At 34.6% G+C, this 23,409-nt stretch carries 29 protein-coding genes and 2 pseudogenes; 3 read left to right on the top strand and 28 right to left on the bottom strand.

The features are described from left to right. Window positions 1-142: 142 nt before the first annotated feature. From ACSQ7D_RS10905 to ACSQ7D_RS10860, 10 genes are all read right to left on the bottom strand, one after another. Window positions 143-1,000: a glycosyltransferase gene (locus ACSQ7D_RS10905; RefSeq protein WP_437136251.1), complete on the bottom strand. Its 858-nt coding sequence runs from the start codon at window positions 998-1,000 to the stop codon at window positions 143-145. Further along, entirely contained in the window at window positions 1,001-1,681 is a 681-nt protein-coding gene (locus ACSQ7D_RS10900; protein ID WP_009410673.1) for an ABC transporter ATP-binding protein, read from the bottom strand. 5 nt (window positions 1,682-1,686) lie between these two features. Continuing rightward, window positions 1,687-2,268 carry a non-canonical purine NTP diphosphatase gene (locus ACSQ7D_RS10895; protein WP_437136250.1) on the bottom strand — a complete coding sequence of 194 codons (582 nt, stop codon included), beginning with the start codon at window positions 2,266-2,268 and terminating at the stop codon, window positions 1,687-1,689. 70 nt (window positions 2,269-2,338) lie between these two features. Beyond that, window positions 2,339-4,171, bottom strand: a complete 1,833-nt coding sequence (locus ACSQ7D_RS10890) for a DUF349 domain-containing protein (protein WP_437136249.1) — start codon at window positions 4,169-4,171, stop codon at window positions 2,339-2,341. 127 nt (window positions 4,172-4,298) lie between these two features. Further along, window positions 4,299-5,453, bottom strand: a complete 1,155-nt coding sequence (locus ACSQ7D_RS10885; protein WP_437136248.1) for a cysteine desulfurase family protein — start codon at window positions 5,451-5,453, stop codon at window positions 4,299-4,301. 21 nt (window positions 5,454-5,474) lie between these two features. Beyond that, the gene (locus tag ACSQ7D_RS10880) at window positions 5,475-5,741 is read right to left on the bottom strand and encodes a DUF6722 family protein (protein ID WP_009417984.1); all 267 of its coding nucleotides are present in this window, start codon (window positions 5,739-5,741) and stop codon (window positions 5,475-5,477) included. A 37-nt stretch (window positions 5,742-5,778) separates the two neighbouring features. Continuing rightward, window positions 5,779-7,638 (bottom strand): SLC13 family permease, encoded by a 1,860-nt coding sequence (locus ACSQ7D_RS10875; protein ID WP_437136247.1) that lies wholly within the window; start codon window positions 7,636-7,638, stop codon window positions 5,779-5,781. Window positions 7,639-7,676: 38 nt separating this feature from the next. After that, window positions 7,677-8,171 (bottom strand): phosphoribosyltransferase family protein, encoded by a 495-nt coding sequence (locus tag ACSQ7D_RS10870; RefSeq protein WP_437136246.1) that lies wholly within the window; start codon window positions 8,169-8,171, stop codon window positions 7,677-7,679. Between the two features lie 82 nt (window positions 8,172-8,253). Then, window positions 8,254-9,441, bottom strand: a complete 1,188-nt coding sequence (locus ACSQ7D_RS10865) for a leucine-rich repeat domain-containing protein (RefSeq protein WP_437136245.1) — start codon at window positions 9,439-9,441, stop codon at window positions 8,254-8,256. A gap of 560 nt (window positions 9,442-10,001) precedes the next feature. Next, window positions 10,002-10,127: a hypothetical protein gene (locus ACSQ7D_RS10860; protein WP_437136244.1), complete on the bottom strand. Its 126-nt coding sequence runs from the start codon at window positions 10,125-10,127 to the stop codon at window positions 10,002-10,004. Between the two features lie 337 nt (window positions 10,128-10,464). Between ACSQ7D_RS10860 and ACSQ7D_RS10855 the strand changes: the two genes are divergently transcribed. The 3 genes and pseudogenes from ACSQ7D_RS10855 to ACSQ7D_RS10845 all read left to right on the top strand — a co-directional run bounded on the left by ACSQ7D_RS10855 (window position 10,465) and on the right by ACSQ7D_RS10845 (window position 12,354). Next, window positions 10,465-10,602 carry a hypothetical protein gene (locus tag ACSQ7D_RS10855; protein WP_437136243.1) on the top strand — a complete coding sequence of 46 codons (138 nt, stop codon included), beginning with the start codon at window positions 10,465-10,467 and terminating at the stop codon, window positions 10,600-10,602. Window positions 10,603-10,662: 60 nt separating this feature from the next. Next, window positions 10,663-11,178 (top strand): annotated as a pseudogene (locus ACSQ7D_RS10850) (SIR2 family NAD-dependent protein deacylase); the annotation flags it as partial. A gap of 135 nt (window positions 11,179-11,313) precedes the next feature. Further along, a complete protein-coding gene (locus tag ACSQ7D_RS10845) occupies window positions 11,314-12,354 on the top strand; it encodes a hypothetical protein (RefSeq protein WP_437136242.1) in 1,041 nt (346 codons plus the stop codon). Here ACSQ7D_RS10845 and ACSQ7D_RS10840 read toward each other — a convergent pair. From ACSQ7D_RS10840 to ACSQ7D_RS10755, 18 genes and pseudogenes are all read right to left on the bottom strand, one after another. Then, window positions 12,255-12,737, bottom strand: coding sequence for an RHS repeat domain-containing protein (locus ACSQ7D_RS10840; protein ID WP_437136241.1), 483 nt, complete (start codon window positions 12,735-12,737; stop codon window positions 12,255-12,257). The genes ACSQ7D_RS10845 and ACSQ7D_RS10840 overlap by 100 nt on opposite strands. Before the next feature lie 184 nt (window positions 12,738-12,921). Next, complete coding sequence (locus ACSQ7D_RS10835; protein WP_437136240.1) at window positions 12,922-13,269, bottom strand: hypothetical protein; 348 nt, start codon at window positions 13,267-13,269, stop codon at window positions 12,922-12,924. Then, window positions 13,266-13,562 carry a hypothetical protein gene (locus tag ACSQ7D_RS10830; protein ID WP_053580820.1) on the bottom strand — a complete coding sequence of 99 codons (297 nt, stop codon included), beginning with the start codon at window positions 13,560-13,562 and terminating at the stop codon, window positions 13,266-13,268. The genes ACSQ7D_RS10835 and ACSQ7D_RS10830 overlap by 4 nt, the downstream gene beginning before the upstream one ends. 340 nt (window positions 13,563-13,902) lie before the next feature. Next, a complete protein-coding gene (locus ACSQ7D_RS10825; RefSeq protein ID WP_437136239.1) occupies window positions 13,903-14,433 on the bottom strand; it encodes a DUF2247 family protein in 531 nt (176 codons plus the stop codon). A gap of 16 nt (window positions 14,434-14,449) precedes the next feature. Then, a complete protein-coding gene (locus ACSQ7D_RS10820; protein ID WP_178976770.1) occupies window positions 14,450-15,010 on the bottom strand; it encodes a hypothetical protein in 561 nt (186 codons plus the stop codon). A gap of 147 nt (window positions 15,011-15,157) precedes the next feature. Further along, window positions 15,158-15,502: a hypothetical protein gene (locus ACSQ7D_RS10815; protein ID WP_437136238.1), complete on the bottom strand. Its 345-nt coding sequence runs from the start codon at window positions 15,500-15,502 to the stop codon at window positions 15,158-15,160. Between the two features lie 175 nt (window positions 15,503-15,677). Then, window positions 15,678-15,839 (bottom strand): hypothetical protein, encoded by a 162-nt coding sequence (locus ACSQ7D_RS10810; protein ID WP_178976768.1) that lies wholly within the window; start codon window positions 15,837-15,839, stop codon window positions 15,678-15,680. Next, window positions 15,829-16,323, bottom strand: coding sequence for a hypothetical protein (locus tag ACSQ7D_RS10805; RefSeq protein ID WP_437136237.1), 495 nt, complete (start codon window positions 16,321-16,323; stop codon window positions 15,829-15,831). Before ACSQ7D_RS10805 ends, ACSQ7D_RS10810 begins: the two co-directional genes overlap by 11 nt. 9 nt (window positions 16,324-16,332) lie before the next feature. Continuing rightward, window positions 16,333-17,655 (bottom strand): RHS repeat-associated core domain-containing protein, encoded by a 1,323-nt coding sequence (locus ACSQ7D_RS10800; protein WP_437136236.1) that lies wholly within the window; start codon window positions 17,653-17,655, stop codon window positions 16,333-16,335. Continuing rightward, on the bottom strand, window positions 17,643-17,873 hold the full coding sequence (locus tag ACSQ7D_RS10795) for a hypothetical protein (protein WP_437136235.1): 231 nt from the start codon (window positions 17,871-17,873) through the stop codon (window positions 17,643-17,645). Before ACSQ7D_RS10795 ends, ACSQ7D_RS10800 begins: the two co-directional genes overlap by 13 nt. A 45-nt stretch (window positions 17,874-17,918) precedes the next feature. Continuing rightward, window positions 17,919-18,284, bottom strand: a complete 366-nt coding sequence (imm40, locus tag ACSQ7D_RS10790; protein WP_437136234.1) for an Imm40 family immunity protein — start codon at window positions 18,282-18,284, stop codon at window positions 17,919-17,921. A gap of 75 nt (window positions 18,285-18,359) precedes the next feature. Further along, window positions 18,360-19,046: a hypothetical protein gene (locus ACSQ7D_RS10785; RefSeq protein WP_437136233.1), complete on the bottom strand. Its 687-nt coding sequence runs from the start codon at window positions 19,044-19,046 to the stop codon at window positions 18,360-18,362. Window positions 19,047-19,050: 4 nt separating this feature from the next. Continuing rightward, window positions 19,051-19,923, bottom strand: a complete 873-nt coding sequence (locus ACSQ7D_RS10780; RefSeq protein WP_437136232.1) for a hypothetical protein — start codon at window positions 19,921-19,923, stop codon at window positions 19,051-19,053. A 15-nt stretch (window positions 19,924-19,938) separates the two neighbouring features. Beyond that, window positions 19,939-20,289, bottom strand: a pseudogene (locus ACSQ7D_RS10775) (RHS repeat domain-containing protein); the annotation flags it as partial. Between the two features lie 243 nt (window positions 20,290-20,532). Further along, on the bottom strand, window positions 20,533-20,961 hold the full coding sequence (locus ACSQ7D_RS10770) for a hypothetical protein (protein ID WP_437136231.1): 429 nt from the start codon (window positions 20,959-20,961) through the stop codon (window positions 20,533-20,535). A 37-nt stretch (window positions 20,962-20,998) separates the two neighbouring features. Beyond that, window positions 20,999-21,616: a hypothetical protein gene (locus ACSQ7D_RS10765; RefSeq protein WP_437136230.1), complete on the bottom strand. Its 618-nt coding sequence runs from the start codon at window positions 21,614-21,616 to the stop codon at window positions 20,999-21,001. Further along, window positions 21,610-22,869: a polymorphic toxin type 23 domain-containing protein gene (locus tag ACSQ7D_RS10760; RefSeq protein WP_437136259.1), complete on the bottom strand. Its 1,260-nt coding sequence runs from the start codon at window positions 22,867-22,869 to the stop codon at window positions 21,610-21,612. Before ACSQ7D_RS10760 ends, ACSQ7D_RS10765 begins: the two co-directional genes overlap by 7 nt. Further along, window positions 22,869-23,399 (bottom strand): DUF2247 family protein, encoded by a 531-nt coding sequence (locus ACSQ7D_RS10755; protein WP_437136229.1) that lies wholly within the window; start codon window positions 23,397-23,399, stop codon window positions 22,869-22,871. Before ACSQ7D_RS10755 ends, ACSQ7D_RS10760 begins: the two co-directional genes overlap by 1 nt. Window positions 23,400-23,409 lie beyond the last annotated feature (10 nt).

The following is a 23,409-nucleotide window of genomic DNA, read 5'->3' as shown; positions in this document are numbered from 1 at the left end:
CATTTGTTCGTCTTTTGTTTATCTGCCCGTGCGGTTCGCACCGTCTTTTATTTGGTTACTCTTTGTTTGGTTGCCTGTCGTACTACGACCTCGCATCATCATCGATTTAGTATTATTGGCTTTATTGGCATTTTTGATATTATTACTTTTTTTTCACTACTTTACTGAAAATCCCTTTCCACCGGTATTGTCTTACCCATTTACCTTCTTCAGGAGTGAGTAAGTAAGGTTGTTTTTCTTGTTTAGCTTTATAAAATCCTTTGCAATAATCTAAGAAGAGTTTACCATTGCGTTTTCTTATGGCTAATTTTATGGCAGCGAGTAAAGTGAGGAAGAAACCGTATCGCAGACGGTAGAAAACGCTTCCTTGCAGGTAACGGGCATTGCTTTTATAGCCAGCACCTGTCGGGCGTAGGTGTTTTACGTGAAGAGTATCGTCAGTTTGTACTGTCCAACTCTGGTAGCGCGCCAATAGCTCATCGGCGGTGTCCCAGCCCATAGCTATTTTAAGTCCACCTATAGCTTCAAAACACGCCTTCCGATAAGATTTTACAGCACCTCTTAGGTGGTCTTTATTAGTGAGATTCTCAAGTACCCAAGAGCCATTTCTCTCAATATAACAAAAGCCCCCAAACATTCCCAACTGTGGATTTTCACTGTATTGCTGGCACATTGTTTCGAGATAGTTGTTAGGGAAGATGAGGTCGGCATCAAATTTGCAAATCACCTCTACGTCTTCTTTTAGGTAAGGAAGCCCATAGTTAAAAGTCTGCACTATTTTAGCCCCTGGTAGATGTTCACCCTTCTCACTGCGTTGCACCAATTGTACTACGGGATATTGGGTAGCAATTTGGTTCACTACCTCAGCAGTGGTATCGGTAGAACCGTCGTCTACTACTATAATTTGATAGGGAAGATAGGTCTGATTTAGCAGAGATTGCAAGGTAACACCAATGCTTTCAGCTTCGTTATAAGCAGGGATAATAATTCCGATATTCATTTACTTAGCGCTATCAGTTTCTATAAGTCCGTCTTTTAAGCGGACAATCCGTTTGGCATACCGAGCAATGTCTTCTTCGTGGGTTACCAAGATAACGGTATTCCCTTTTTGGTAGATTTCGTCAAAAAGGTTCATTATTTCATAAGAAGTTTTAGAGTCAAGGTTCCCAGTAGGCTCATCGGCTAAGATAATTGAAGGGTGGTTTACCAAAGCTCTCGCTATAGCTACTCTTTGGCGTTGCCCTCCTGATAGTTCATTGGGTTTGTGAAGCATACGGTCTTCTAATCCTACTAATTTCAGTACTTCTTTAGCGCGCTCGTGTCGTTTTTCTTTCTTAACGCCTGCGTATACCATAGGCAAAGCTACATTGTCTAAAGCCGTAGTACGTGGCATTAGGTTGAAGGTTTGAAATACGAAGCCTATCTCTTTATTGCGAATGTCGGCTAATTCCGAGTCGCTCATCTTGCTTACATCTTTACCGTTCAGAATATACTCGCCTGAGGTAGGCGTATCTAAGCACCCTAAGATGTTCATCAAAGTAGATTTACCAGAGCCCGATGGTCCCATAAGGGCAAGGTATTCTCCCTTTTCTATAGATAGGTTGATGCCTTTCAGTACGTGCAGTATTTCAGACCCTAATCTAAAATCTCGTTTGATATTTTTAATCTCTAATAAACTCATTTTCCTTACTGAATATTTTGGTTTAAGAAATGTAATAGCTTTCCAAAGGCTTTCCCACGGTGACTGATACGGTTCTTTTCTTCTTGGGTCAGCTCGGCAAAAGTTTGGTCAGAACCCTCAGGAATAAATATAGGGTCATACCCAAAACCGTTAGTGCCTACAGGGATAGTGCCTATACGTCCCTTTGCGATACCTTCAAAAGTATATATAGAGCCATCTAAACATAAAGCAATAACCGTTTTAAACTGAGCCTCTCTGTGTGAAATTCCTTCCATATTCTTTAGTAGCAAATACATATTGTCTGCATCGCTTTTGTGCTCACCTGCATACCGTGCCGAATATACCCCAGGAGCATTGTTTAATGCCTGTACTTCTAAGCCTGTATCATCGGCAAAAACGTTGCAATGATAATGCTCTTTGATGTATTGAGCTTTCAGCAAAGCGTTGCCCTCAATAGTAGTAGCAGTCTCTGCTATATCGTCATTGCAACCTATGTCGCTCAAACTTAGCAGTTCGATATTTTTAGGTAAAAGGGCTTGTATTTCCTTTAATTTATGCTGATTATGGGTAGCAAATACTAATTTCATACAGATATAAAACTCGAAAAGAGGTTACTTAGCAAGCATAACCTCTTCTCTAAATATGAAAACAATAAAATTATTCCTTTTCTTCTATCTTTTCTTCAGAGGCTTCAGCTAATTGTGTTTTTTGCAAATGCTTTAGCTCACGAAGTTTATTTTCCCACGTTTTAAGAGCTTCTTTTTGGTTGTTGATGTTCTTAATCACATCGCGTACTAATGGGTTCTTCTCGTCGATATTACCAAAGAAAGCTAAGTTGTTTTCTAACTGTAGTATCTCCGATTTGAGTTCATCAATACGACGTCTTACAAAAATCACCTCATTGTTAAGGGAGTTCTCGTTATCATCGTTGATAAGTCGTTCTAACTTGTTGTTATACTTAATAAGCTCAATTTCTTGCTTATCAAAATTGAGTTTCTTGTACAGTGCATCAATAATCTTATGGAATTTGATGTCGATGGTTCTCTTAGAATGATGAGTATTTCCTATAGCATTCCATTCATTCACAAAGTTTTGTAAGGTTGTTATCTCTTTATCTCTATCGGTGCCTAATTGATATTCTTTCAGCTTATCCAAAAAGGCTTTCTTTTGTTCAAGCGCATCAGACTCTTTATTTTTAGAATGCTGAATAGTCTCAGCAAATCTACTGAAATACGTATCACAAGCTCTCTTGAATTCCTTCCAAATTTTTTCGGTATTTCTAAGAGGAACGCTTCCTATTTCTTTCCACTCTCTCTGAATGTTCTTCATCAGTTCAGTAGTGGTTTCCCAATCGGTGCTATTTTGGTTAGCTTTTGCTATTTCTAATAAGGCTAATTTCTTAGTGAGGTTCTCTTGTTGTTCTTTTTTGAGTGTTTTGTAAAATTGGTTCTTCTTCTTGTTAAAAGCACGTAAAGCTATATTGAAAGATTTCCATACCTCATCAGCTTGTTGTAAAGGTACTTTTCCTACATTTAGAAACGACTGACGTAAATCTTCTACTTGCTTAGAAAGCTGTTTCCAAGCGCTGTGAGTAGTAGGTTCTTTCTCACCGAGTTTCTTAATCCGCTCAATGATGCCTTGCTTCTTCACTGCATTTTCTTCGTATATCTTATCTAAGTTTTTGAGGTAATATTGGCGTTTGTCGTGTATTTTCTTAGTAAGTTCACTGAAACGTTGCCATATGCTTTCGCGGTGTTCTTTATCTACAGGACCTATTTCCTCTTTCCAAACACGGTGTAACACTTGTAGCTCACGAGAGGCAATGAGAGCATCTACGTCGTCTTGGGCAAGTGCTTCGGCACGCTCAATAATTTTTAGTTTTTCTTCTAAATTGCGCTTAAAGTCGATGTCACGCAAGTCTTTGCTGAGGTGGATAAAGTCATAGAAGTTCTCTACGTGGTGGTGATAAGTATTCCACAAATCCTCATAATCGGCATTAGAGACGGCTCCTGCTTTGCGCCAACGCTCTTGCAATTGTTGAAACTGCTTAAAGGTAGTGCCTAAATGTTCTTCGGCATTGAGAAGGCTTTTGAGTTCTTCGATGATTTCTCGGCGTTTAGCAAGGTTTTCTTTATGGGTTTTCTCAATCTCTTTATAGTATTGATTGCGCTTTTCGCGATAATCGTTGAAAGCGGTGTAGAATTCTCTATAAACAGGAATTTCGTAAGAAAAATTATATAATTCTCCTCCGTCGGCTATGAACTCTTCTTTTTTCTCTTCTACAAGAGCGTCGTATTTTTTGTCGAACTCATAACGAATAGCGTCCACTTGCTTTTTGATAGCTTGGGTTTTCTCAGTTTGGAGTAGTTCTTTTAGTTCTTTGGTTAATTCACTAAGAGACATTGCCTCATAGTTTACTAATGACGCATCTTCTAAACGGTTGTCCTCGCGGTTATCCTCTATGGCTAATGTGTTTTTTTCCTCTGACATATCTAAGATTTAAATGCAACTATTGTTTAAAAACGCTACTAAATTACAACAATATTTTGAATTACCTACTATTTTTCTGTAAATATTTTTCTGCTTAATGTGTAGTAGAAATGTAAGTAGTTTATTATCAGTGTTTATTATGGGAGATTTCTTTAAGGCTTTCGATAAGAAAATCGACGTCTTTTACTGTGTTAAAGACGGAAAAAGAGCATCTGAGTGAGGGATATTGTAGAGCTTCCTCAGGTAAAAAAGCCGATAGTACGTGAGAGGTTTGCACGCTTCCACTCTGGCAAGCACTCCCTTTGGAACAAGCAATGCCTTTTAAGTCTAACTGAAAAAGCAGGGTGCTATTTTGGTTTTTCAATGAGGGAAAACCTATGTTCACAATGGTGTAACTGCTCTCGTCTAAAGTATCGGACATTCCGTTAAATACCGCCTCTGGGAAATGATGTTTGAGTTGTTTGATAAAATAACGCTTCAGGTCTTTGAGCTTTTCAGTGTTTCTATCTAAATTAGTGTATGATAGACTAAAAGCGACTTCCATTCCTACTATATTGTGAACAGCTTCGGTACCTGCACGCAAGCCTTTTTCTTGTTCGCCCCCTGTGATACTGCTGTGTAGCGCAATGCCTTTTCTAATGAAAGCAAATCCTACTCCTTTAGGTCCGTGAAACTTATGAGCTGAAGCTGTGATAAAGTCGGCAGGGATTTCCTCCAAATCGATAGGGTAATGCCCCACAGACTGTACGGTATCTGAATGGAAATAAGCATTGTATTGTTTACAGAGTGTAGCTACTTCTTTTAAAGGTAAAATGTTTCCTATTTCGTTGTTTATGTGCATTAGGCTCACCAATACCTTTTTTTCAGTATATTGCTGGAGCAAGTATTCTAAATGGGAAAGGTCTACGACCCCTTTGTTCGTAAGGTTTACGTAAACTATTTTTATAGGATATTCTTTGGCTAATACCTCTAAGGTATGCAATACAGCGTGATGCTCTATTGGGGAAGAAATGACAATTTGTACACCTAAATCGCGCACACAACTGCGCAAGATAAGGTTATTAGCTTCAGTACCCCCTGAAGTGAAAATAATTTCAGAGGGTGAAGCATTCAGTTGTTTAGCTATTTGCTTGCGACTATATTCAATAAGCGACTTGGCTTTACGCCCAAAAGCGTGTGTAGAAGAGGGGTTGCCATAAGTATCCCTCAGTACTTCCGTCATCTTCTGTATTACCTCTGGATAGACGGGGGTAGTAGCCGCATTATCGAAATAGACTTTCATAGTTTTGAGAGGAAGAAATAGTTATGCTCTGTTAGAAGTTGTATTATTTCTGCTATTATTGTTCTTGCGATAGTTTTTGTTGCGGTTGTTATTGTTGTTTTTATTCACCGCTCCTTTTTTCTGTTTAGAGAGGAAAAGCCCTACTATAAGAGCTAAAATAGCTACAGTAAAAGCGCACCAATAAGCATCGTTGCACGCGAAAGTTGAGTTAAATAGAGGAGCGATTAATAAGCCCGCAAATACGTATTTAGAAACGTCTAACAAAAAATCTGAAATTCTTTTTTTCATTCTTTACTTTTAAAAATTTCGGCAAAGATACAACTTTTTATTGAAATGGGAATAATAATGGCAATACGAATACCATTACAATCCCCATAATGATTTGCAGAGGTAAGCCCACTTTCACATAATCCATAAAAGTGTAACGCCCAGCCGACATTACCAATGCATTGGGCGGAGTGGAGAAAGGAGAAGCAAAACACATACTTGCACCTACGGCTACTGCAAACATAAAAGCGTGGGGTTGTAAGCCTAACGATAAGGTGATTTTAATAGCAATGGGTGCCAAGAGTACAGCTGTAGCGGTATTGCTGATGAACATCGTCATAAGTGAAGTGGTAAAATACACGCCTGCCAAGAGTATATATGGACTCTTATCGCCTAAACTCCCTACTAATGCATTCGATACTAAGGCTGATACTCCTGTCTTTTCCAAGGCTAATGCCATAGGTAACATACCTGCAATAAGTACAATACTCTCCCAGTTAATCGTCTTGTAAGCAGCTTCGATATTGCGCAAAGCTCCTGAAATAACCATCAATAAAGAGGCGATAAGTACGGCAGTAACGGGTGCTATAGGGATAAAATCGAACATCATTGCTATTACCATCCCTACCATTATCAGCGCAGCGATAGGAGCTTTGTGGGTGAGGGTTACCTTAGATGCCTCAGCAAGAGGCTGCCCTAATACTACCAACTGACTGCGTTCAGCGTCCATTTTAGCAATGTGCTCCCAAGTTCCTTGCACCAATAGTATGTCGCCAGCGTGCATCTTTTCGTCTTTTAAGTTTTGCAAAATATAGTTATCCTTGCGCTGAATACCTAAGATATTGAGCCCAAAGTGTTCGCGCAGTTTGCTATCACTGATGCGGGTGTTTACCAATTTCGAAGCGGGCATTATCAGTACTTCGGCTATGCCTATATCGTGGAAGTGTAACTCGTTAGGCAAGCGTTGTTCGGGGTGGTGTGTGTCGAGAAAATTTAAGTGATTTTCGGCGTTCATTTGTTCAATCGACTCAAAGCTACCGCGCAAATAAAGAATATCTCCTTCATAAATTACGGTATCAGCATTTACTACCTCTTGGTTGCCTGTTTTGAAAAAAGGATTGTTAGAAGTAGGTTTGCGCCTGATTTCTAATACCGAAATGTGATAACGTTGCGAAAGGTTGATTTCTTTGAGCGTTTTACCTATAAATAGAGTGTTTCCTTCTACTAATACGCGGTATAAGTTGTTAGAGAGTTGATATTCACGTACCAAATCAGTAAGTGATTTGCCATTTCGGTTCCCTTCTTGCTTAGAATCACCTTTTTTAGAAAGAAAAAACTTACTGGTGGGAATTAAAACTAACAGTCCTATTGCCAAACACACCAATCCCACTGGAGTAAAGGAAAAGAAAGTGAGTTTATCGTAGCCGTTTTTCACTAACTCTCCATCGATTACCAAGTTAGGAGGCGTACCGATGAGCGTCATCATACCGCCCATACTACTGGCGAAAGCCATAGGCATCAGCAGGCGACTACTGTTGATGTTACCACTCATTGCCATACTCACCACTATGGGCATCATCAAGGCTACCGTACCTGTATTGCTTACAAAAGCCCCAATAAAAGCCGTAACAAGCATTACCAAGATAAGGAGTTTTACCTCGCTATCGCCTGCCAAGCGTAAGATTTTACTGCTCATCATCTTTGCTAATCCCGTTTGGAAGATAGCGCCTCCTACCACAAAGAGCCCTATCATCATCACTACTACCTTGTCCGAAAAGCCCGATAAAGCTTGCTCAGGGGTTAATATGCCAAAGAGCACCAAGAGCACTAAGGCACACATAGCTACCAAATCGGAGCGCACCTTCCCGCTCATAAAAAACAAAGCCGATATAAAAAGAATGATAAGAGTGGTATACATAACAAATTAGTTAATTAGCAAATGAACAGATTAGCTTATTAATTTGATAAATCAACACTATACTTACTTGTGTCGAATGTTACCGAAACGTGTTCTTGCAGTGAAGTAGATAGTGATATGCCTTTAAAATCGGCTTTTACAGGATAGTCCTTGTGATTGCGATTAACTAATACAGCGGTAGTAAGTCGTTTTAAGGGGACTTCCAAAAAGTGTTTTACCCCATAGATGAGCGTACGTCCTGAATTGAGCACATCGTCTACCACTATCACTGCTTTATTGCTGTATTGTTCCGCAGGAATAGAAGTAGCAGTGCCTGCCAATGGGTTCTTCTTATCCATTATAATTTGGCATAAAACTACTTTCAGAGGGGCTATACTTGCAAGTGCTACTGCAAGTTTCTCAGCAAACACATAGCCATTGCCATTAATGCCTGCTAGCACAATCTCCTCTTCATTGAGGTGTGTTTCGTAAATCTGATAAGCAATTCGTCTTATCTTGTGTTCAATATCAGTGTGGTTTAATATCTGTGTCATTGTATACTTTTTTATATAATGTGCCAAAGATACAAATTGTATTACTAAAAAGCAAGAAAAAATAGGTTATCTATCAAATAACTTATTTAATAGCTTGTATTTTATCGGCAAATTTGTTCCAACCATCAGCCTTTTTATAAGTTTCTACACTGTTAGCAGGCACGTAAATAGCATTAAGCGGAGTATCGCTAAAAGTACCAGGCCAACTGTCGATATTTATGGTGGGAGGTGTACCTCCTTTTAAAGTAACCGACTTTAATGCAGGACATTCAGCAAAAGCATTATTTCCTATACTTTTTACGGTATTAGGAATAGTAATAGAAGTTAAACCGGCAGCCAAAAAAGTTTTTTCCTCAATGCTAGTAATGCTATTGTTATCGGGGAAGGTGAATGTCTTCAATGCAGAACACGAACTAAAAGCACTTTCTCCTATATTTGTTACAGTATTAGGAATGGCAATAGAAGGTAAGGACATACAAGAACTGAAGGCGCCATTACCTATGCTTGTTACGGTATTAGGGATAGTAACCGAGGTCAAAGCTTCACAATTCATAAAAGTAGAATCTTCAATTTTTGTTATTCCCTTAGGAATTATTATAGAGGTTATAGCCTTACAGTTTCTAAAAGCACCCTCTCCTATGCTTCTTACAGTAGTAGGAATAACTAACGAAGTAAGTTTTTGACAATCAAAAAAAGCGTCTTTCCCTATACTTGTTACAGTAGTAGGGATAGTAAACGATTTTAAGGCAGGGCACGAAAAAGCGCGCTCTCCTATGGTTATTAAACCTTTGTCAGGAATAGTAATTTTGGCTAAATTCGTACATTGGGAAAAAGCCGCATATCCTACGTTTGTAACACTGCCCGGGATAGTAACCGAAGTTAAGGCTTCACACCACGCAAAAGAACCCTCTTCTATGCTTGTTATCCCCTCAGGAATAACAATCGAAGTTAATTTTGAACAGCTCTTAAAAGCACATTTCCCCATTTTCTTTAAGCCTTTGGGCAAAGTCACTGAGGTTATTTCTCGGTGTTCTGCAAAAGCATAATCTGAGATAGCAGTTACTTTGCTCAGCATCTCGTCTGCTGCCATATCAATGGTAGTTTCTTCATCAGTAAGCCATTTCACTAATGTTGAGCCATCTTCAGTAATTTCAAAATTCTCGTAAATCTTAGTTTTTGGCTCCTTAGGAGCATCATCGCCTCCTTTCCCACAATTGCTAACAGTCAGTGCCACCAGCACTGCTACTGCTATAAGAATAACTTTTCTCATCGTTTTTTTAATTATTAATCTTCTTTCCTAATGTTATATAAATGCGACAAAAGTACAAACTATATTACTAAAAAACAAGAAAAAACAATTTTTCTATTAGCCGCCCATTCCACCATCAAGTGCAATTTTTCAGATTACTTTCTGATAGAATAAATCTTTTGGTTTTTCAAAGTCTAATACTTTCTGTCGTCCTACGACCTCTACCAAAGTCTGAAACACAAGCACCTCTCCTTCCAGAACCCTTTCATTTTTCTCCACTTCTCCTCACTAATTAACCTATTTGCCAATTCGTATTGCCTGTCGTGCTACGACCTTTCTCTTTCTTTCTTCTCGAAACCCTATTTTTGTCATTTGTTCGCTATTTGTTCATCTTTTGTCTCTCTGTCCGTACATAGTTTGTCTTTTCATTATATGCCTGTCGTGCTACGACTGCCTGTGTGGCTCATACTGTCTTACCTTTGTTTTTGCATCGCTACACTCCCTTTTCATAGTATGGACTTTCCCAAAATTTCAGACTTTCCCAAAGCTGAAAACTCCCAATAGTCTCTTTCTTACCTCCATTATATCCTTAATTTAAATTTGTCTTTTGTTCGTTCATTGTTCGTCATTTGTTCGTCTTTTCTTCGTTGTAGAGCCACTGTAGAGCCACTGTAGAGCCACTGTAGAGCCACTGTAGAGCCACTCATTGTTCGTTTATCTTATAAGCTTTCTATAAGCTAAACATAAGATACTTCAAACAAAAAAGAGCCTTTTTCTATTATTTGTATTTTTGTTTTATTACCTTTAGAAACGTTAGTCTTTATAGTTTTCCAATAAATTGGCAACAGTATTCTTCATTTTTTCAAAGATAATTTTATTCCCTATTAATTTTTTTACCCCTTTTTACTATCTTTGCACCTTGACAATTAAGACAATGTAATTCTATTACCAAAATTACAAATTTTGTTGTAATTGTCCATTCTTTATCATACTTTTTGAATCACTTCCGATAGTTAAAAACAAGAAATTATCGTTATGGAATCTATGAAAAACATATATAAAGAAAGCCTATTTCAATCTATAAGTAAGGGTGAGGTAGTTCTTTGGGCAGGGGCAGGCTTGTCTTTGTATGCTGGTTTACCATCAGGAGCACGACTTAGAGAGATTCTATACGAAGGCTAAACTCCTTTAGAGAAAGAAGAAGTTAGAAAAAATTCAGACCTATCTCATTTAGCAGATGAGATTTGTAAACTTAAAGGAAATAGGAATTATATTATCAAGGTACTAACAAGTACTTTTACAAAAGATTTTTCATCAACAGAAACTCACAAAATTATTTCTAAAATACCTCATTTCAGGAATATAATAACAACTAACTATGATAGGTTATTTGAAAACGTATATGGTAATAAACTAAATCTAATTTTCTCTGACAACCATACTCCGTATATAGATGATAAAAAGGTAAATCTTTTCAAAATACACGGAGATTTATCAGATCCTGATTCTATAATTATAACAAAATCTGATTATAATAGATTTTTTGAAAATGACACAGAACAAAATACTATTTGGAATATTATCAAAGGAATAGTTGCAACCAAGAGTATCCTATTTATTGGATACAATTTAGAAGATTCCAATGTTGAAGTTATTTTTAATAAAATAAAGAATAAAACAGGAAAGAATGGTAAAGAATGCTATTTTGTAGCTCCTTATATTCCTCCTATCAAGTCAGTTAATTTAGAGAAAGCAAACATACATCCAATTTCTCTTACAGGAGAAAAGTTCTTTGAAGAGCTCATAGAATATCTAAGAAAGAATATCACAAAGAACTTTGAGAATAAATATATCTCATCTGATGTCTATTCCGAGTTCATAGGTAATTTTGATTTGAAGTCGGAAATAGAAGTAGATTCATCAATAGGGAAAAATATTGTGAAAAATCTTACAGGAATAGAAGGAAAAGATACAAAAATAGAAATGACATTTTCTGTCAGTAAATCTTTTGATGAAATCAATAATAAAGTAAATAATTTAATAAGTATAGGAGATATTTCTGAAGAAATGACTATTGATAAAGAAATGTTAAGAGGTTTCAATCTTGATATAAATGGCATTAGTTATAGGAATATCGATGACATCAAAAGTATAAAATTTACCTTATTACCTTGTTTCGATAAAAAAATAGATGTCGTCTTTGAAAATGGAAAGGAAATTAATGATATAAACTTAAAAGTTATTCCTTTAAATATAATTGGAAGAAAAGCAAAAGTAATAGCTCAGTTCTATGGAAATAAATTAGAAATCGTTTTTTATCCATCAACAAATAGAGAAATAGAAACTATATTTTCTTATACAATATCAAAAGAAATTAGTAATATTTCCAAGCAAATACTTTTCTTTGAATTGATTAAGCATCTCTCAATGAGACAGCTTTTTTCAATTTATGTAGATGGAAAAAGAGCTTTTGAGGGAAGATTTGGGAAAGAGGCAAGCTTTCTATCCCCAAAGAATGAGTTCTATTTAGCTTATTTTAAAAGACTAAAAGAAATTGAAAAATTAGGTAATTTTCGCTTTTCTAATATTAATATCAATGATGTTACTCCTGAGAATCATAATCTCTTGGAGATAGTTATTGCAAAATTTAAAAATAAGCCGATTAAAAAAAGAAGTCCTCAGATTCTTCTAAAACCAAAAAGTTTTGATTACACAGCATACAAAAATAATTTTGATTTGAATTTTACTCAAAACTTAGGGGATATAGTTATTCACAATCAAACTTTTAAGATAGGAGAAATAACAACACAAATATTAGATGCTTTTATTTCAAATTATGAGGAAATAATAAATGATAGAACAAAATCTCCTATTATTGAAAGCCGTTCTAAAAGAGCTTTAATAACATTTAATAATTTAAAACAGCATACGTAAAAAAACAGGGAGAATATTAGCCTAAGAACACAGGGCTGAATTAGGTCTTGTACAAAGTTATCGGGTTGTAAGAATCTATGTAACGTAGGGTCGTATAACCGCCCGTTCATATGTACCAAGCCTACTGTTTGCAGGTGTTCGTGCCCTGTATAGCCTCTATCTAATAGGGTGAGTTTGTCTAAGGTGTTGCCTGCGCCGTCTTCTATTTTTATGGGTTGTCCCCAAGGGTCAAAATGGCGTCTTTCAGCTATATTACCATTCTCATCGGTGAGCATTACAATGCTTCCGAGATAGTCGCGGTGTAGGTAATAGAGTTTTTGCGCTTCACCGTCCGAAATGAGTATCGCAGGAGCACTATACGCATCACCTCCTAAGTAAAACACAAACTTGGTGCTGTTATCGGTTTTATTACATACGATTTCTGTACTGCCATCGTGACTGTAGTGTTTAAGCAGTGGGCGTTTGGCTTTTTCTACTTCGGCATTGCCATAATAACAGTGTGAACGCTCGCCAAAGGCGTTGTAATACGTTTTTTATCTTTTACCCCTTTATGAAATACTAATTTTTCTATTCTATTTTTCTTAATATTTTTTCTTTATTTTTATTTTTTAGTATAATATCAGGTATAATTTCTTGATGTGTATTGTATACATAGAAAACATAATCATACTTTTTACGCCTTTCGATATTAGTTGCTATCAATATAAAACGCAAAGGATAGAAAAATGTTTCTCTTTGTTTTAATTCTTCTACTTTATCCTCTGAAATTTGTTCTCCTTTATAAACATAAGCAACTCTCTTACCTAATATAGCGATTTCTCCTGCATTTTGAGTATAAATTGTGTCTTTACTTTGCGCACCTACACAAAGATAGAAAAAGGAAAGTAATATTAAAAATAAATTTTTCTTATTCATTTGACTTTAATTTCATATTTATATTCATTATACATTTTGCCTAAATATTCTTCTATATGAATTACATTATCATTTTTAAAAGAAGAAGCATATATCAGTTTTATTTCTTTCAATGCAAGAGCTTTCCGTTCTTCTTGAGAAATACAATGGTTAAATAAAATGTGAATATAGTAAATATGATTATTTTCTTTAGAACTCAAAATCCTTCTAACTTCACATTTTTCTCTTCCTCTATTTGAAAAACAAGAGAATGAGAATATACTCATAAATATAATATACTTGAAATATTTCATTTTCTTTGATTTTGTAAATGATAAGAATTATTAATATTCGAAGGGGTTATTCCTTTATTCCATAACCATACTGAACCTTGAACAGTATAAGGATGTATGAATAGAGTTGGTATCCCTGCTAAGTTCAATGCCAATCCTGTATGTGTAGAACAAGAACTATACACAAAACTATAAGGCAATATACCATCTCCATTTTTTGTTAAGAAATCAAATATGGTTTGAAGGTGTTCGTGCCCTGTAAAACCTCTATCTAATAAAGTTAAAGCTTGTAACACTTTTCCCGCTCCATCTTCTATTTTTATGGGTTGTCCCCAAGGGTCAAAATGGCGTCTTTCAGCTATTATACCTTTTTCAGCTCTATAGTCTTACTCTCTATTAATTGCTTTGTAGAGTCATCTATATATTTCAATATATCTTCATACAAAACATCTATTCCTGTTTTTTCTCCTTTTTTAGGAGGGTTATAATATATAAGATGATACCAATCGTCAGGATAATTGAAATTTGCATATAAAAATCCTACTTCGTCTAACTTATATCTTTTATCTTTATCTAAAGCTACTACTTCAGATAATTTTTCCACTGCCCAAAAAAGATAGTAATTTTCACCTCCTATTTGACGTCTTTCATAAAGATTGTCATCAATTTTTTCCCAAATCGGGTTAGGGTATATCTTCCTTGTTAAGTTTAAAAGATTTTCATCTGAGAGCTCAGATAACATATACATCTCAGTAAACATTTCCTCACTACATAGTATATACCCATATTCACAATAAGATAGTACTTCTTCAGGAGTAAGCCAATGTTTTTTTAATCCTACATATACAGCTCTCCAGTCGTTTAGCATAAAACCTTCGTCAAATATTTTCATCTGATATATCAAAATTTTAATAAGGATTATAATTCTCGTAACAATACATCAAAGATTCTATCATATAACTCCCTGCAAATCCATATTGTTTCAGCCAATCTAAAATTTTCTTATTTTTAAATAATATTACTTTGGAAAGTATATAAACTCTCTCTTTTTCATTTTTTGCAAGAGCATATCCCCATTCATATAAGATATTTTTAGGTTCTATATCAAAAGCTCTTTCTTGAAATTCAAAAGCTAATGTATTATCTTTTAATCCGAAAAACCATTCTGAAATATATAATATTTTTCCTATAAAAAATAAATATACAGCATCATTCTGAAACCTATTATTGGTTTCTAAAAACCATTTTTGCAAAAAATAAGACATCTTATTTTGTTCTTCAAACGGATATTCTTCTTCTACCAAAATATTGTGCAATATATAAATGGCTCTAATATTTATCTTTACATTTTTCTTATATTGTTCTAGTTTTTTGTCTATATATACGATTTTAGATAGCCAATCAATCTCTTTATGAAATCCAAACTCTTTTTCTATTTTAGTAAATTCATTTTCTAAAAACATATTCATATCCTCAATTTAATTTAGTACTGTTTTTAATGATATTTAAGTTTTTCTTTCATTATTTGGTACCCGTACTTGATATGTATTATTTACGTAAAAGATATAATCGTACTTTTCGTGTCCTTCAAAAATAGTTGTTATGTTCATAATTTTTTAAATATTCTCACATTCTAAAACTTTTACATAATCATTTACTTTTTTCTTAGTTATATCTCCATTTATTTCAGGATTAGCTAACTCAAAAATAAATTCTTGTATCAGCGAAGGAATTTCTATATCATCTCTACATTCTACCAGATTAGCCCACTCTTCTAATTCATCAGTTGATATATCCCCTTTGATGTATTTTGTTAAAACAAAAATCATAGATTGTGTATCTATTTTAACAATAGGAGACACACTATCCCAAGAATATTTGGAAAGTTCTTTTTTTATATCTTGAGTCTTGTTTTTTAAAAGAATTAAGTCTAAAAGTAACTGTTTCCTGTCTGTCATCATAATTTTGATTTTATGTGAATAATATCTCCTTGTGCTGAAAGCGTACTTCTCTCAGCTACCACATTCTTTTCAGTTCAAATAAAACCATAGCAAAAATTCTCTTTTAAATTAAATAAGGAGGAATCTCTTCCCATTTGTAACCATATATCATTAGCTAAAATTTCATTTATTTTATCTAATGAATAGGCGCATTCATCACCTCTTCAAAACACTTGTTTATGATTTCAAAATCTAAAGATACTACTTTTAGCTCTTCATCAATAAGTAATAAATCTTTTTCGTTACAAAGTAGAGTAATCTGTTTTAGGATAAAACTATAATCTTTTCTATGAAGCATATTCAATAATACCATATATATATCTTCCTAGTAACCCTTTTGAATATAACTCCTTTTGTATTGTTTTTTTTCCTAAGAGATGTTTAGCATATTCCTTTTTCTTGTTTTTTTTATCAAGATAGAAAAAGTAAACCCATTGGTATAACTCATTTTTAGGTTCTATTTCTGATGCTTTTGTCATCATTTCTACGGACTGTTCAAAAGTCAAATTGAAATACCATTCTCCCATAGAGATAATGAACCCTGTATAGAATAAGAATTCTGCATTATCTGAATATTTTCTTGAAGATTCTAAAAATATCTTCTTTAAATAATCAGTATATAAAAGATATTCTTTTTCATTATAAGGTTCTTCTTTCAAAAAATAGGTAATAACAAATAGAACTCGTAAATAGTTAATAATATTTTTATTTTGATTATCAGCAATATATTCAATAGCCTTAGGTATATCTAAGGATTCTTCTATTTTGTTTAATTCAAGCATAATTATTTATTATTTAGGTATATACACTGTATTAATAATAGGAACTCCTTGATTAATGTATCCACGAACATAAATTTGAATTCCATCTATAGTTGTAGAAACTTGAAAAACTCCCGAAGTATTAGGTTGTATTTTTCCGCTAACATCCCTAAGGATAGATTCTATAACATTTTGATTGCCTCCCATTTTAGTAGATAAATCATTCAACCAAGGTTTGGGATGAAGTTTATTTGCAAAAATATGAAGCTCTTTTTGTGACATTGTTAGTCTCACTCCCTTATCTATAGAATTCTCTGAAAATTGTGAAATTAATTTTATTCCTCCATCAGGTGTTTCAATAGGGATTAGTTTAGGCTGTTGAAGATCTAAAACCGAATTTGTTGTTGGAGCATTTAATTCTAAATTTCCTGTTATATTATTCTCAGCATCTAAATGAATATTTATAGGAGCTCCTTCTAAGGTTTGAACAGGTTGTTGTATTTCTCTTCCTGTCCAAATATTATGTCCTTTAGGGGTGGTAAGAGCTCCTGTAGCTCCTCCTATTACAGCTCCTCCTACAAAACCAGACAAAGCTCCCCATCCTGCACTGCTCCAAAACTTACCATTTCCTCCGGGTAGTTGAGACATAAAGCCTCCGCTTATAAAACCTCCCACAAGTCCACTTGTGGCTCCTACTACAGCACCTCCTATAACTCCTCCGGTAATTCCATAGGCTGCTAATCCTGCTGCAGCTAACCCTCCTGCATAAGCCGCTATGCCTCCCGAGACGCCTCCTACTACAGCTCCTCCTACCATTCCTATCCAAGTATCTACATTGTTAAAGTCCCATTTAAAAGGATTATAGGTACCATTGGCTTGTGAACCCCCTATATAAGCTCCTATTATAGCCCCTACTATGAGAGCTGTTATAATAAACTCTCCATTCTCATCCACATACACCAGCGGGTTATTCAAACAATATCCATACCTATTAAAGTTTTGGGTATTAAAAGGGTCTTGTACATAGTTATCGGGTTGTAAGAAACGGTGTAAGGCTGGGTCGTACAACCGTCCGTTCATATGGATAAGTCCTACCGTTTGCAGGTGTTCGTGTCCTGTAAAGCCTCGGTCTAATAGGGTAAGTTTGTCTAAGGTGTTACCTGCAGCATCTTCTACTTTTATGGGTTGTCCCCAAGGGTCAAAATGGCGTCTTTCAGCTATATTGCCGTCTTCATCGGTGAGCATTACTATAGAGCCTAAGTAATCTCTATGTAAGTAATAGAGCTTTTGTGTCTCACCGTCCGAAATGAATATCGCAGGGGCACTATAGGCATCACCTCCTAAGTAAAACACAAACTTGGTACTGTTATCGTTTTGTTACATACTATCTCTACACTACCATCGTGGCTGTAGTGTTTTAGCAGTGGGCGTTTGGCTTTTTCTACTTCGGCATTGCCGTAATAGCAATGTGAACGCTCACCAAAGGCGTTATATTCATAGCTTATTCGCTCTTTATCCTTTACGTATATCTGCTCAGGAGCTTTAAAAGCGTTATACCTTACAATAGGCAAAGGGTGTTTTTCTAAATACGTCTCACCTGCTTCGTTGGTGGTAGGTTACAAAATCATCTCATTAAAAAAAAGATGTTGTTTAATATTTTCATCTTTTACATTAAGTACAAGAATAAAATAAGCATTATCCTTTTTGTACTCTAAAATGTATTTAATAGCTCTTTTAGCACTTCTCAAAGCATAATCAGCATCAGACTCATTTTTTTTTCTTTCGCAACTCCAATTGTCATAATTATGTTCAAAATAATTATTTTTATACTCTACTACATCCCCTCCAAAAACTGTAATTTTTAGTTTTAGGCATTCTTCTAAAATCTCTAAGGCATCATTTTTTGAAAAAGATTTTTGTATTGTTCCATATACAGGAGCTCCTTTTTTTAGTAGTGCTATTAATTTATCTGTTAATTTCATAACAAAACTATTATTATCACATTATCTAACGGTAATTTAAAGTCTTCACAAATATTTTCCAAATTCTTTTTATAGCTATAAAACAATCTCTGAATAAGGTAATTTTAAAATCTTTTTACTTTGTTTGTTGATTTCAATTTGTCTTAGAAAAGTATCTCTACTATCTATCACTTCTTGCAAAGAGACTAACCAACTATTTATAAAACAATTAGATTCTTCAAAAGATTTATTATCCCATTTTACATTATAAATATCTCTAAATACTTGTTGAGCTCTTTCTTTATTCACATATAAGGCTATTTTCATTTTAATTTCTTGATATTTTGCATAACTGAAAGAGTTAGTAGCTCCTCCATTAAAAGGGGCTTTTCTAATATAACTTTCTAAAAGAACATTTATTTTATCAATTTGTATGTCTACTTGTAAAGAAATTGGAAGTTGTTTATCAATACAACTTACTGCTTCTTTAAAATACTCATTGTGTTTTAGATAAGGTATATCACACTGAAGTCCTTTCTTATTATGAAACTCTTGTAATAATATTTCTTCAGAGAGGTTTGTGTTTAAATCTTTATCAAACAGAGTATAGATAACAAAAAGAGGTCTATATTGTTCCATAAAAGGAACTTTTATCAATTCTATACCAATAACAAGAGTCCCTAAAACTTTATAAAGTTTATTTTGGGCATATCTTCCTAGCTGGGGGAAAGCCTTTTGCCATTCTTTGTTAATTTCTTGCTTGAGCTCTCTGTCTATTTTCATTCTACTATGGTTTGATTTTAAAAATTTTATAACCTTTATAATTTCTTTGATATTTTTCAAATTGTCCTTTTCTCCAGTCAGCACCTCTAAATTTAAAATCATATATATTCATAGTTTTATGATTTACTACATCTAAAAAGCCTCTATTGCCAAGTCCTAAAATCTTATTATTATTAAAATATTCTCCAAATCTTAGTCCTCTATCCTCATAAATATTTTGATATCTTTTTAAAAGAGTACTAGCTGCTTGATGTTTTAGAGTTCCTGTTACCCCATCATTTTTTGTAAAGGGGACAAAATCATCCGCAAAAATAGCTGATCTTTGTATCAATTTTTCTTCATAGATTATCCCATTCCAAGGATTAACACCTTTTTCTCTTGCATATTGAAATCCTTGCACAAATCCAGAAATAGTTCCTAAAGTTAAACCATATCCACTCCCTCTTAAGCCATCTTTAAAAGCTTGATCTACATCTCCATTCATTATATAAGAAGCTCCTCCTGAGACAACAAAACCAGAAGCTGCATTACTAGTACCACTTATCAATACATTTCTAAGGACAGGACTTGAAACATCTTTAAATATCCTTGAAGATATTCCCGAAAATTGACCTCCTATATAAGCAGTTCCAATTCCTATTCCTGTATCTATTATAGCACTTGTCCAATCAATATTACTCCACCCATTCTGCGAAACTTGTGTGGTGATATTATTTCCAAATCCTAATACAGCACCACCCGCTAAAGGACCTCCATATAAACTAGCAGCTCCAGCTCCTACTCCTACCACAAAGTAACCAAGACCATTCCAAAAAGAAGTTACATTTCCTTGTATAGCATTTATGGTTAGATTTACAGCCCCTCCTACTAACATCACAATAACATCATCTATTACAAACCATTCTCCCGTGGGGTCAGTATAGAGTAGCGGGTTATTCAAGCAGTACCCATACCTGTTAAAGTTCTGCGTGTTAAAAGGGTCTTGTACGTAGTTATCGGGTTGTAAGAAACGGTGTAGCGCTGGGTCGTACAACCGTCCGTTCATATGTATAAAGCCTACCGTTTGCAGGTGCTCGTGTCCTGTAAAACCTCTATCTAATAAAGTTAAACCTTGTAACACTTTTCCCGCTCCATCTTCCACTTTTATGGGTTGTCCCCAAGGGTCAAAGTGTCTTCTCTCAGCGATGTTGCCATCCTCATCGGTGAGCATTACAATACTTCCGAGATAGTCGCGGTGCAAATATAGTTGTTATTTCCTTTTCTTCATATATTTTTCATATTCTTGAGAATTACACCAAAACCATTTTTTACGTTTAAGCCATACATCTGGTGTAACGCTTATATTTTTTTCAATAAAATGAATAGTAGCCATTGGCTCAACTTTATTTGTAGGATTATCGTGTGTATAACTTTTGTCAAGTATCGTCTTTAAGGTATCACCTGAAATAATATACCAATATTCAGAATGATACCAATAAGGATTAGGCTATACTTGGTCATTAACAGTCATCATTTTTATAGTATCTCCTGAAATTTTATAAAGACCATAAAATTCATTTACATTTTTTGATACAGTATAAGCACTATTTGTTAAGGTAAAAGCACACAAAGTATCATTATCTACTATCAATTCTTTTTCAAAATTGAGATTATGAGTTATTCTTGAACTTGTAGCACAAATACCATTAGGAAAGAATCTCATATACTCAAAAGAGCAATTTTCATTGCATTCTATAGATATAGAATCGCAGTAACAAATCTTATAAATTCCATTGAATTTCACAACAGAATTTTTGCTATAATCCGTATGAGGGTCGTAGCAATAGGAAAAATTCTTACTTACTCTCTTAGGAATATAATCGGCACAAGAGACAAGCAGGACGCAAGCAAGTAATATTTTAAATGTCTTTACCATAATGAATAAGGATTATAATTTCTGTACTGAAAACTTTCTATTTCCATTCAACTAATTTCCTTGGGATTTTATTATATATTTTATCAATGGGGTAAACTTTAAAGTTATATGTTTTAGGAATCTTATATATTGTATCGTTATTAGTTTGGTAATCTTTGAAATAGAAAAAATCAATCGTTGTAGAATCTATTACAATACCTTTTTCTTCTACTAAAAAATAGTCACCAAAACAATTATAAAACCACTTTACAACTATAGTATCATTTTGAATATGATATTTTCCCCAATTCCAAATATGATAATTTCTATTACTTTGTTTATCAGTCTCTTCTAAAAACTCATTTATATTTTTATCTAACATATATTCTGAGGCTTTAACAGCACATTCCTTCTCTATTAAATCACCACAATAATCTCCAAAACCATTTTTGACAACATAAGTATATCCATTATCTAAAAAGAGTTGCATATTGATATATACACCTTTTTGTCGCATATATTCTTTATCAAGATTGTAAACATGATAATAATATCCATTTGTTCTTAATTTTCTTTCGTTGGGTGTATCACTAAATACAAAAGATTTTTTATTATAAATAACACTACACGCACACAGACAAAAAAATAAAAATACAGAAATAATAATTTTCACCATAATGTGTAAGAATTTCTTGTTTGATATTGATAAAACCCATTCCAACTTGTATCTAACATTCTGAAGCCAGGTTGTGGAGATATAATTTTGTGTGCAAACCAGTTTTGAACAGCATCTCGTATGTGCTCAGAGTTTGTACCTACTCTCCAACCTCCATAACCAATAGTTAATGCTCCTAATCTATACATATCTGCTTCCTTATTTTTCCAAATGCCTAATCCTTTTCTTCCTGATGAAAAATCTACTAAGTTAGGATCTTTTATTGCCTGCTTAAAAGGCTTCCCACTTTCATCTGTCCCTGATTTTCCTGTAAATAAATTTGTTTGCAAAGAAAACTTTCCTATTTCAATACTTGCAGCGGCAGTACGGTACATATCAGTATTATTGCTTAAAATCTTACCTAATTTATTGAAAGGAGCTCCATCATTTTCATACATTATCTTAAAATCGCCACTTCTAAATCCTATCATCCCTGTTCTTTGTGAAAAATCACCTGACCAAGCATTAGTGCCTAAACTAACTCCGGTAGTACCATCATCCCAAGAGGCCATTATAGAATTGCGTACTTCTATAGCATTTTTGCCAAACCCGTAATAATTACCATACCCCATTATTCCCACTCCAGCTGAAAAGCCCCAATTACCATCGTTATAGCCTACTGCAAAATTTGCCCCCATACCCGAAGCGTTGCCAAAAGCTAATACCATGGATAAACTTATATTCCAATCTCCTATAGGAAAACTAACACTTGGTAACATTGAAGAGGCTGCTCCTGTAGCTATACCATTGGCAATAGATTCAGCCGTCAGCACAGCTGTTGATCCTAAAGCTCCCGTAATAGCACCTCCTACAGCACCTCCTAAAACCGATAGACCAAAATCTTTCCAAGACCAAGAATTATGAAAAGCAGCACTCATAGCATAACTGGAAGCACCTATAATAGCTCCAATAACAACAGCAGCCCAAAAGAACTCCCCATTCTCGTCCACATACACCAGCGAGTTATTCAAGCAGTATCCATACCTATTAAAGTTTTGGGTGTTAAAAGGGTCTTGTACATAGTTATCGGGTTGTAAGAAACGGTGTAAGGCTGGGTCGTACAACCGTCCGTTCATATGGATAAGTCCTACCGTTTGCAGGTGTTCGTATCCTGTAAAGCCTCTATCTAATAGGGTGAGTTTATCTAAGGTATTGCCTGCGCCGTCTTCTACTTCTATGGGTTGTCCCCAAGGGTCAAAGTGTCTTTCAGCTATTATACCTTTTTCAGCTCTATAGTCTTACTCTCTATTAATTGCTTTGTAGAGTCATCTATATATTTCAATATATCTTCATATATAGGTTCTACCCCAATTTTTCTACTTTTTTTAGGAGGATTATAATATATAAGATAATACCAATCGTCAGGATAATTGAAATTTGCATATAAAAATCCTACTTCGTCTAACTTATATCTTTTATCTTTATCTAAAGCTACTACTTCAGATAATTTTTCCACTGCCCAAAAAAGATAGTAATTTTCACCTCCTATTTGACGTCTTTCATAAAGATTGTCATCAATTTTTTCCCAAATCGGGTTAGGGTAAATCTTCCTTGTTATGTTTAAAAGATTTTCATCTGAGAGCTCAGATGACATATACATCTCAGTAAACATTTCCTCACTACATAGTATATAGCCATATTCACAATAAGATAGTACTTCTTCAGGAGTAAGCCAATGTTTTTTTAATCCTACATATACAGCTCTCCAGTCGTTTAACATAAAACCTTTGTCAAATAAAACCATAGTAAATTCT

It is taken from the genome of Capnocytophaga sp. G1920 (assembly GCF_051417515.1).
The sequence above is the reverse complement of the archived record's forward strand: the minus strand, read 5'-3'. Positions and strand labels throughout refer to the sequence as shown.

Excerpts from the sequence above, each read along its gene's own strand:
- ACSQ7D_RS10875 (WP_437136247.1), bottom strand. The coding sequence starts at position 7,638 with ATGTATACCACTCTTATCATTCTTTTTATATCGGCTTTGTTTTTTATG.
- ACSQ7D_RS10810 (WP_178976768.1), bottom strand. The coding sequence starts at position 15,839 with ATGCTTCATAGAAAAGATTATAGTTTTATCCTAAAACAGATTACTCTA.
- ACSQ7D_RS10895 (WP_437136250.1), bottom strand. The coding sequence starts at position 2,268 with ATGAAATTAGTATTTGCTACCCATAATCAGCATAAATTAAAGGAAATA.
- ACSQ7D_RS10785 (WP_437136233.1), bottom strand. The coding sequence starts at position 19,046 with ATGAAAATAGACAGAGAGCTCAAGCAAGAAATTAACAAAGAATGGCAA.
- ACSQ7D_RS10865 (WP_437136245.1), bottom strand. The coding sequence starts at position 9,441 with ATGAGAAAAGTTATTCTTATAGCAGTAGCAGTGCTGGTGGCACTGACT.
- ACSQ7D_RS10900 (WP_009410673.1), bottom strand. The coding sequence starts at position 1,681 with ATGAGTTTATTAGAGATTAAAAATATCAAACGAGATTTTAGATTAGGG.
- ACSQ7D_RS10835 (WP_437136240.1), bottom strand. The coding sequence starts at position 13,269 with ATGAATAAGAAAAATTTATTTTTAATATTACTTTCCTTTTTCTATCTT.
- ACSQ7D_RS10905 (WP_437136251.1), bottom strand. The coding sequence starts at position 1,000 with ATGAATATCGGAATTATTATCCCTGCTTATAACGAAGCTGAAAGCATT.
- ACSQ7D_RS10755 (WP_437136229.1), bottom strand. The coding sequence starts at position 23,399 with ATGGTTTTATTTGACAAAGGTTTTATGTTAAACGACTGGAGAGCTGTA.
- ACSQ7D_RS10825 (WP_437136239.1), bottom strand. The coding sequence starts at position 14,433 with ATGAAAATATTTGACGAAGGTTTTATGCTAAACGACTGGAGAGCTGTA.
- ACSQ7D_RS10765 (WP_437136230.1), bottom strand. The coding sequence starts at position 21,616 with ATGGTGAAAATTATTATTTCTGTATTTTTATTTTTTTGTCTGTGTGCG.
- ACSQ7D_RS10885 (WP_437136248.1), bottom strand. The coding sequence starts at position 5,453 with ATGAAAGTCTATTTCGATAATGCGGCTACTACCCCCGTCTATCCAGAG.
- ACSQ7D_RS10880 (WP_009417984.1), bottom strand. The coding sequence starts at position 5,741 with ATGAAAAAAAGAATTTCAGATTTTTTGTTAGACGTTTCTAAATACGTA.
- ACSQ7D_RS10770 (WP_437136231.1), bottom strand. The coding sequence starts at position 20,961 with ATGGTAAAGACATTTAAAATATTACTTGCTTGCGTCCTGCTTGTCTCT.
- imm40 (WP_437136234.1), bottom strand. The coding sequence starts at position 18,284 with ATGAAATTAACAGATAAATTAATAGCACTACTAAAAAAAGGAGCTCCT.
- ACSQ7D_RS10870 (WP_437136246.1), bottom strand. The coding sequence starts at position 8,171 with ATGACACAGATATTAAACCACACTGATATTGAACACAAGATAAGACGA.
- ACSQ7D_RS10830 (WP_053580820.1), bottom strand. The coding sequence starts at position 13,562 with ATGAAATATTTCAAGTATATTATATTTATGAGTATATTCTCATTCTCT.
- ACSQ7D_RS10890 (WP_437136249.1), bottom strand. The coding sequence starts at position 4,171 with ATGTCAGAGGAAAAAAACACATTAGCCATAGAGGATAACCGCGAGGAC.
- ACSQ7D_RS10820 (WP_178976770.1), bottom strand. The coding sequence starts at position 15,010 with ATGAATATGTTTTTAGAAAATGAATTTACTAAAATAGAAAAAGAGTTT.
- ACSQ7D_RS10805 (WP_437136237.1), bottom strand. The coding sequence starts at position 16,323 with ATGCTTGAATTAAACAAAATAGAAGAATCCTTAGATATACCTAAGGCT.
- ACSQ7D_RS10815 (WP_437136238.1), bottom strand. The coding sequence starts at position 15,502 with ATGATGACAGACAGGAAACAGTTACTTTTAGACTTAATTCTTTTAAAA.
- ACSQ7D_RS10860 (WP_437136244.1), bottom strand. The coding sequence starts at position 10,127 with ATGAGTGGCTCTACAGTGGCTCTACAGTGGCTCTACAGTGGCTCTACA.
- ACSQ7D_RS10855 (WP_437136243.1), top strand. The coding sequence starts at position 10,465 with ATGAAAAACATATATAAAGAAAGCCTATTTCAATCTATAAGTAAGGGT.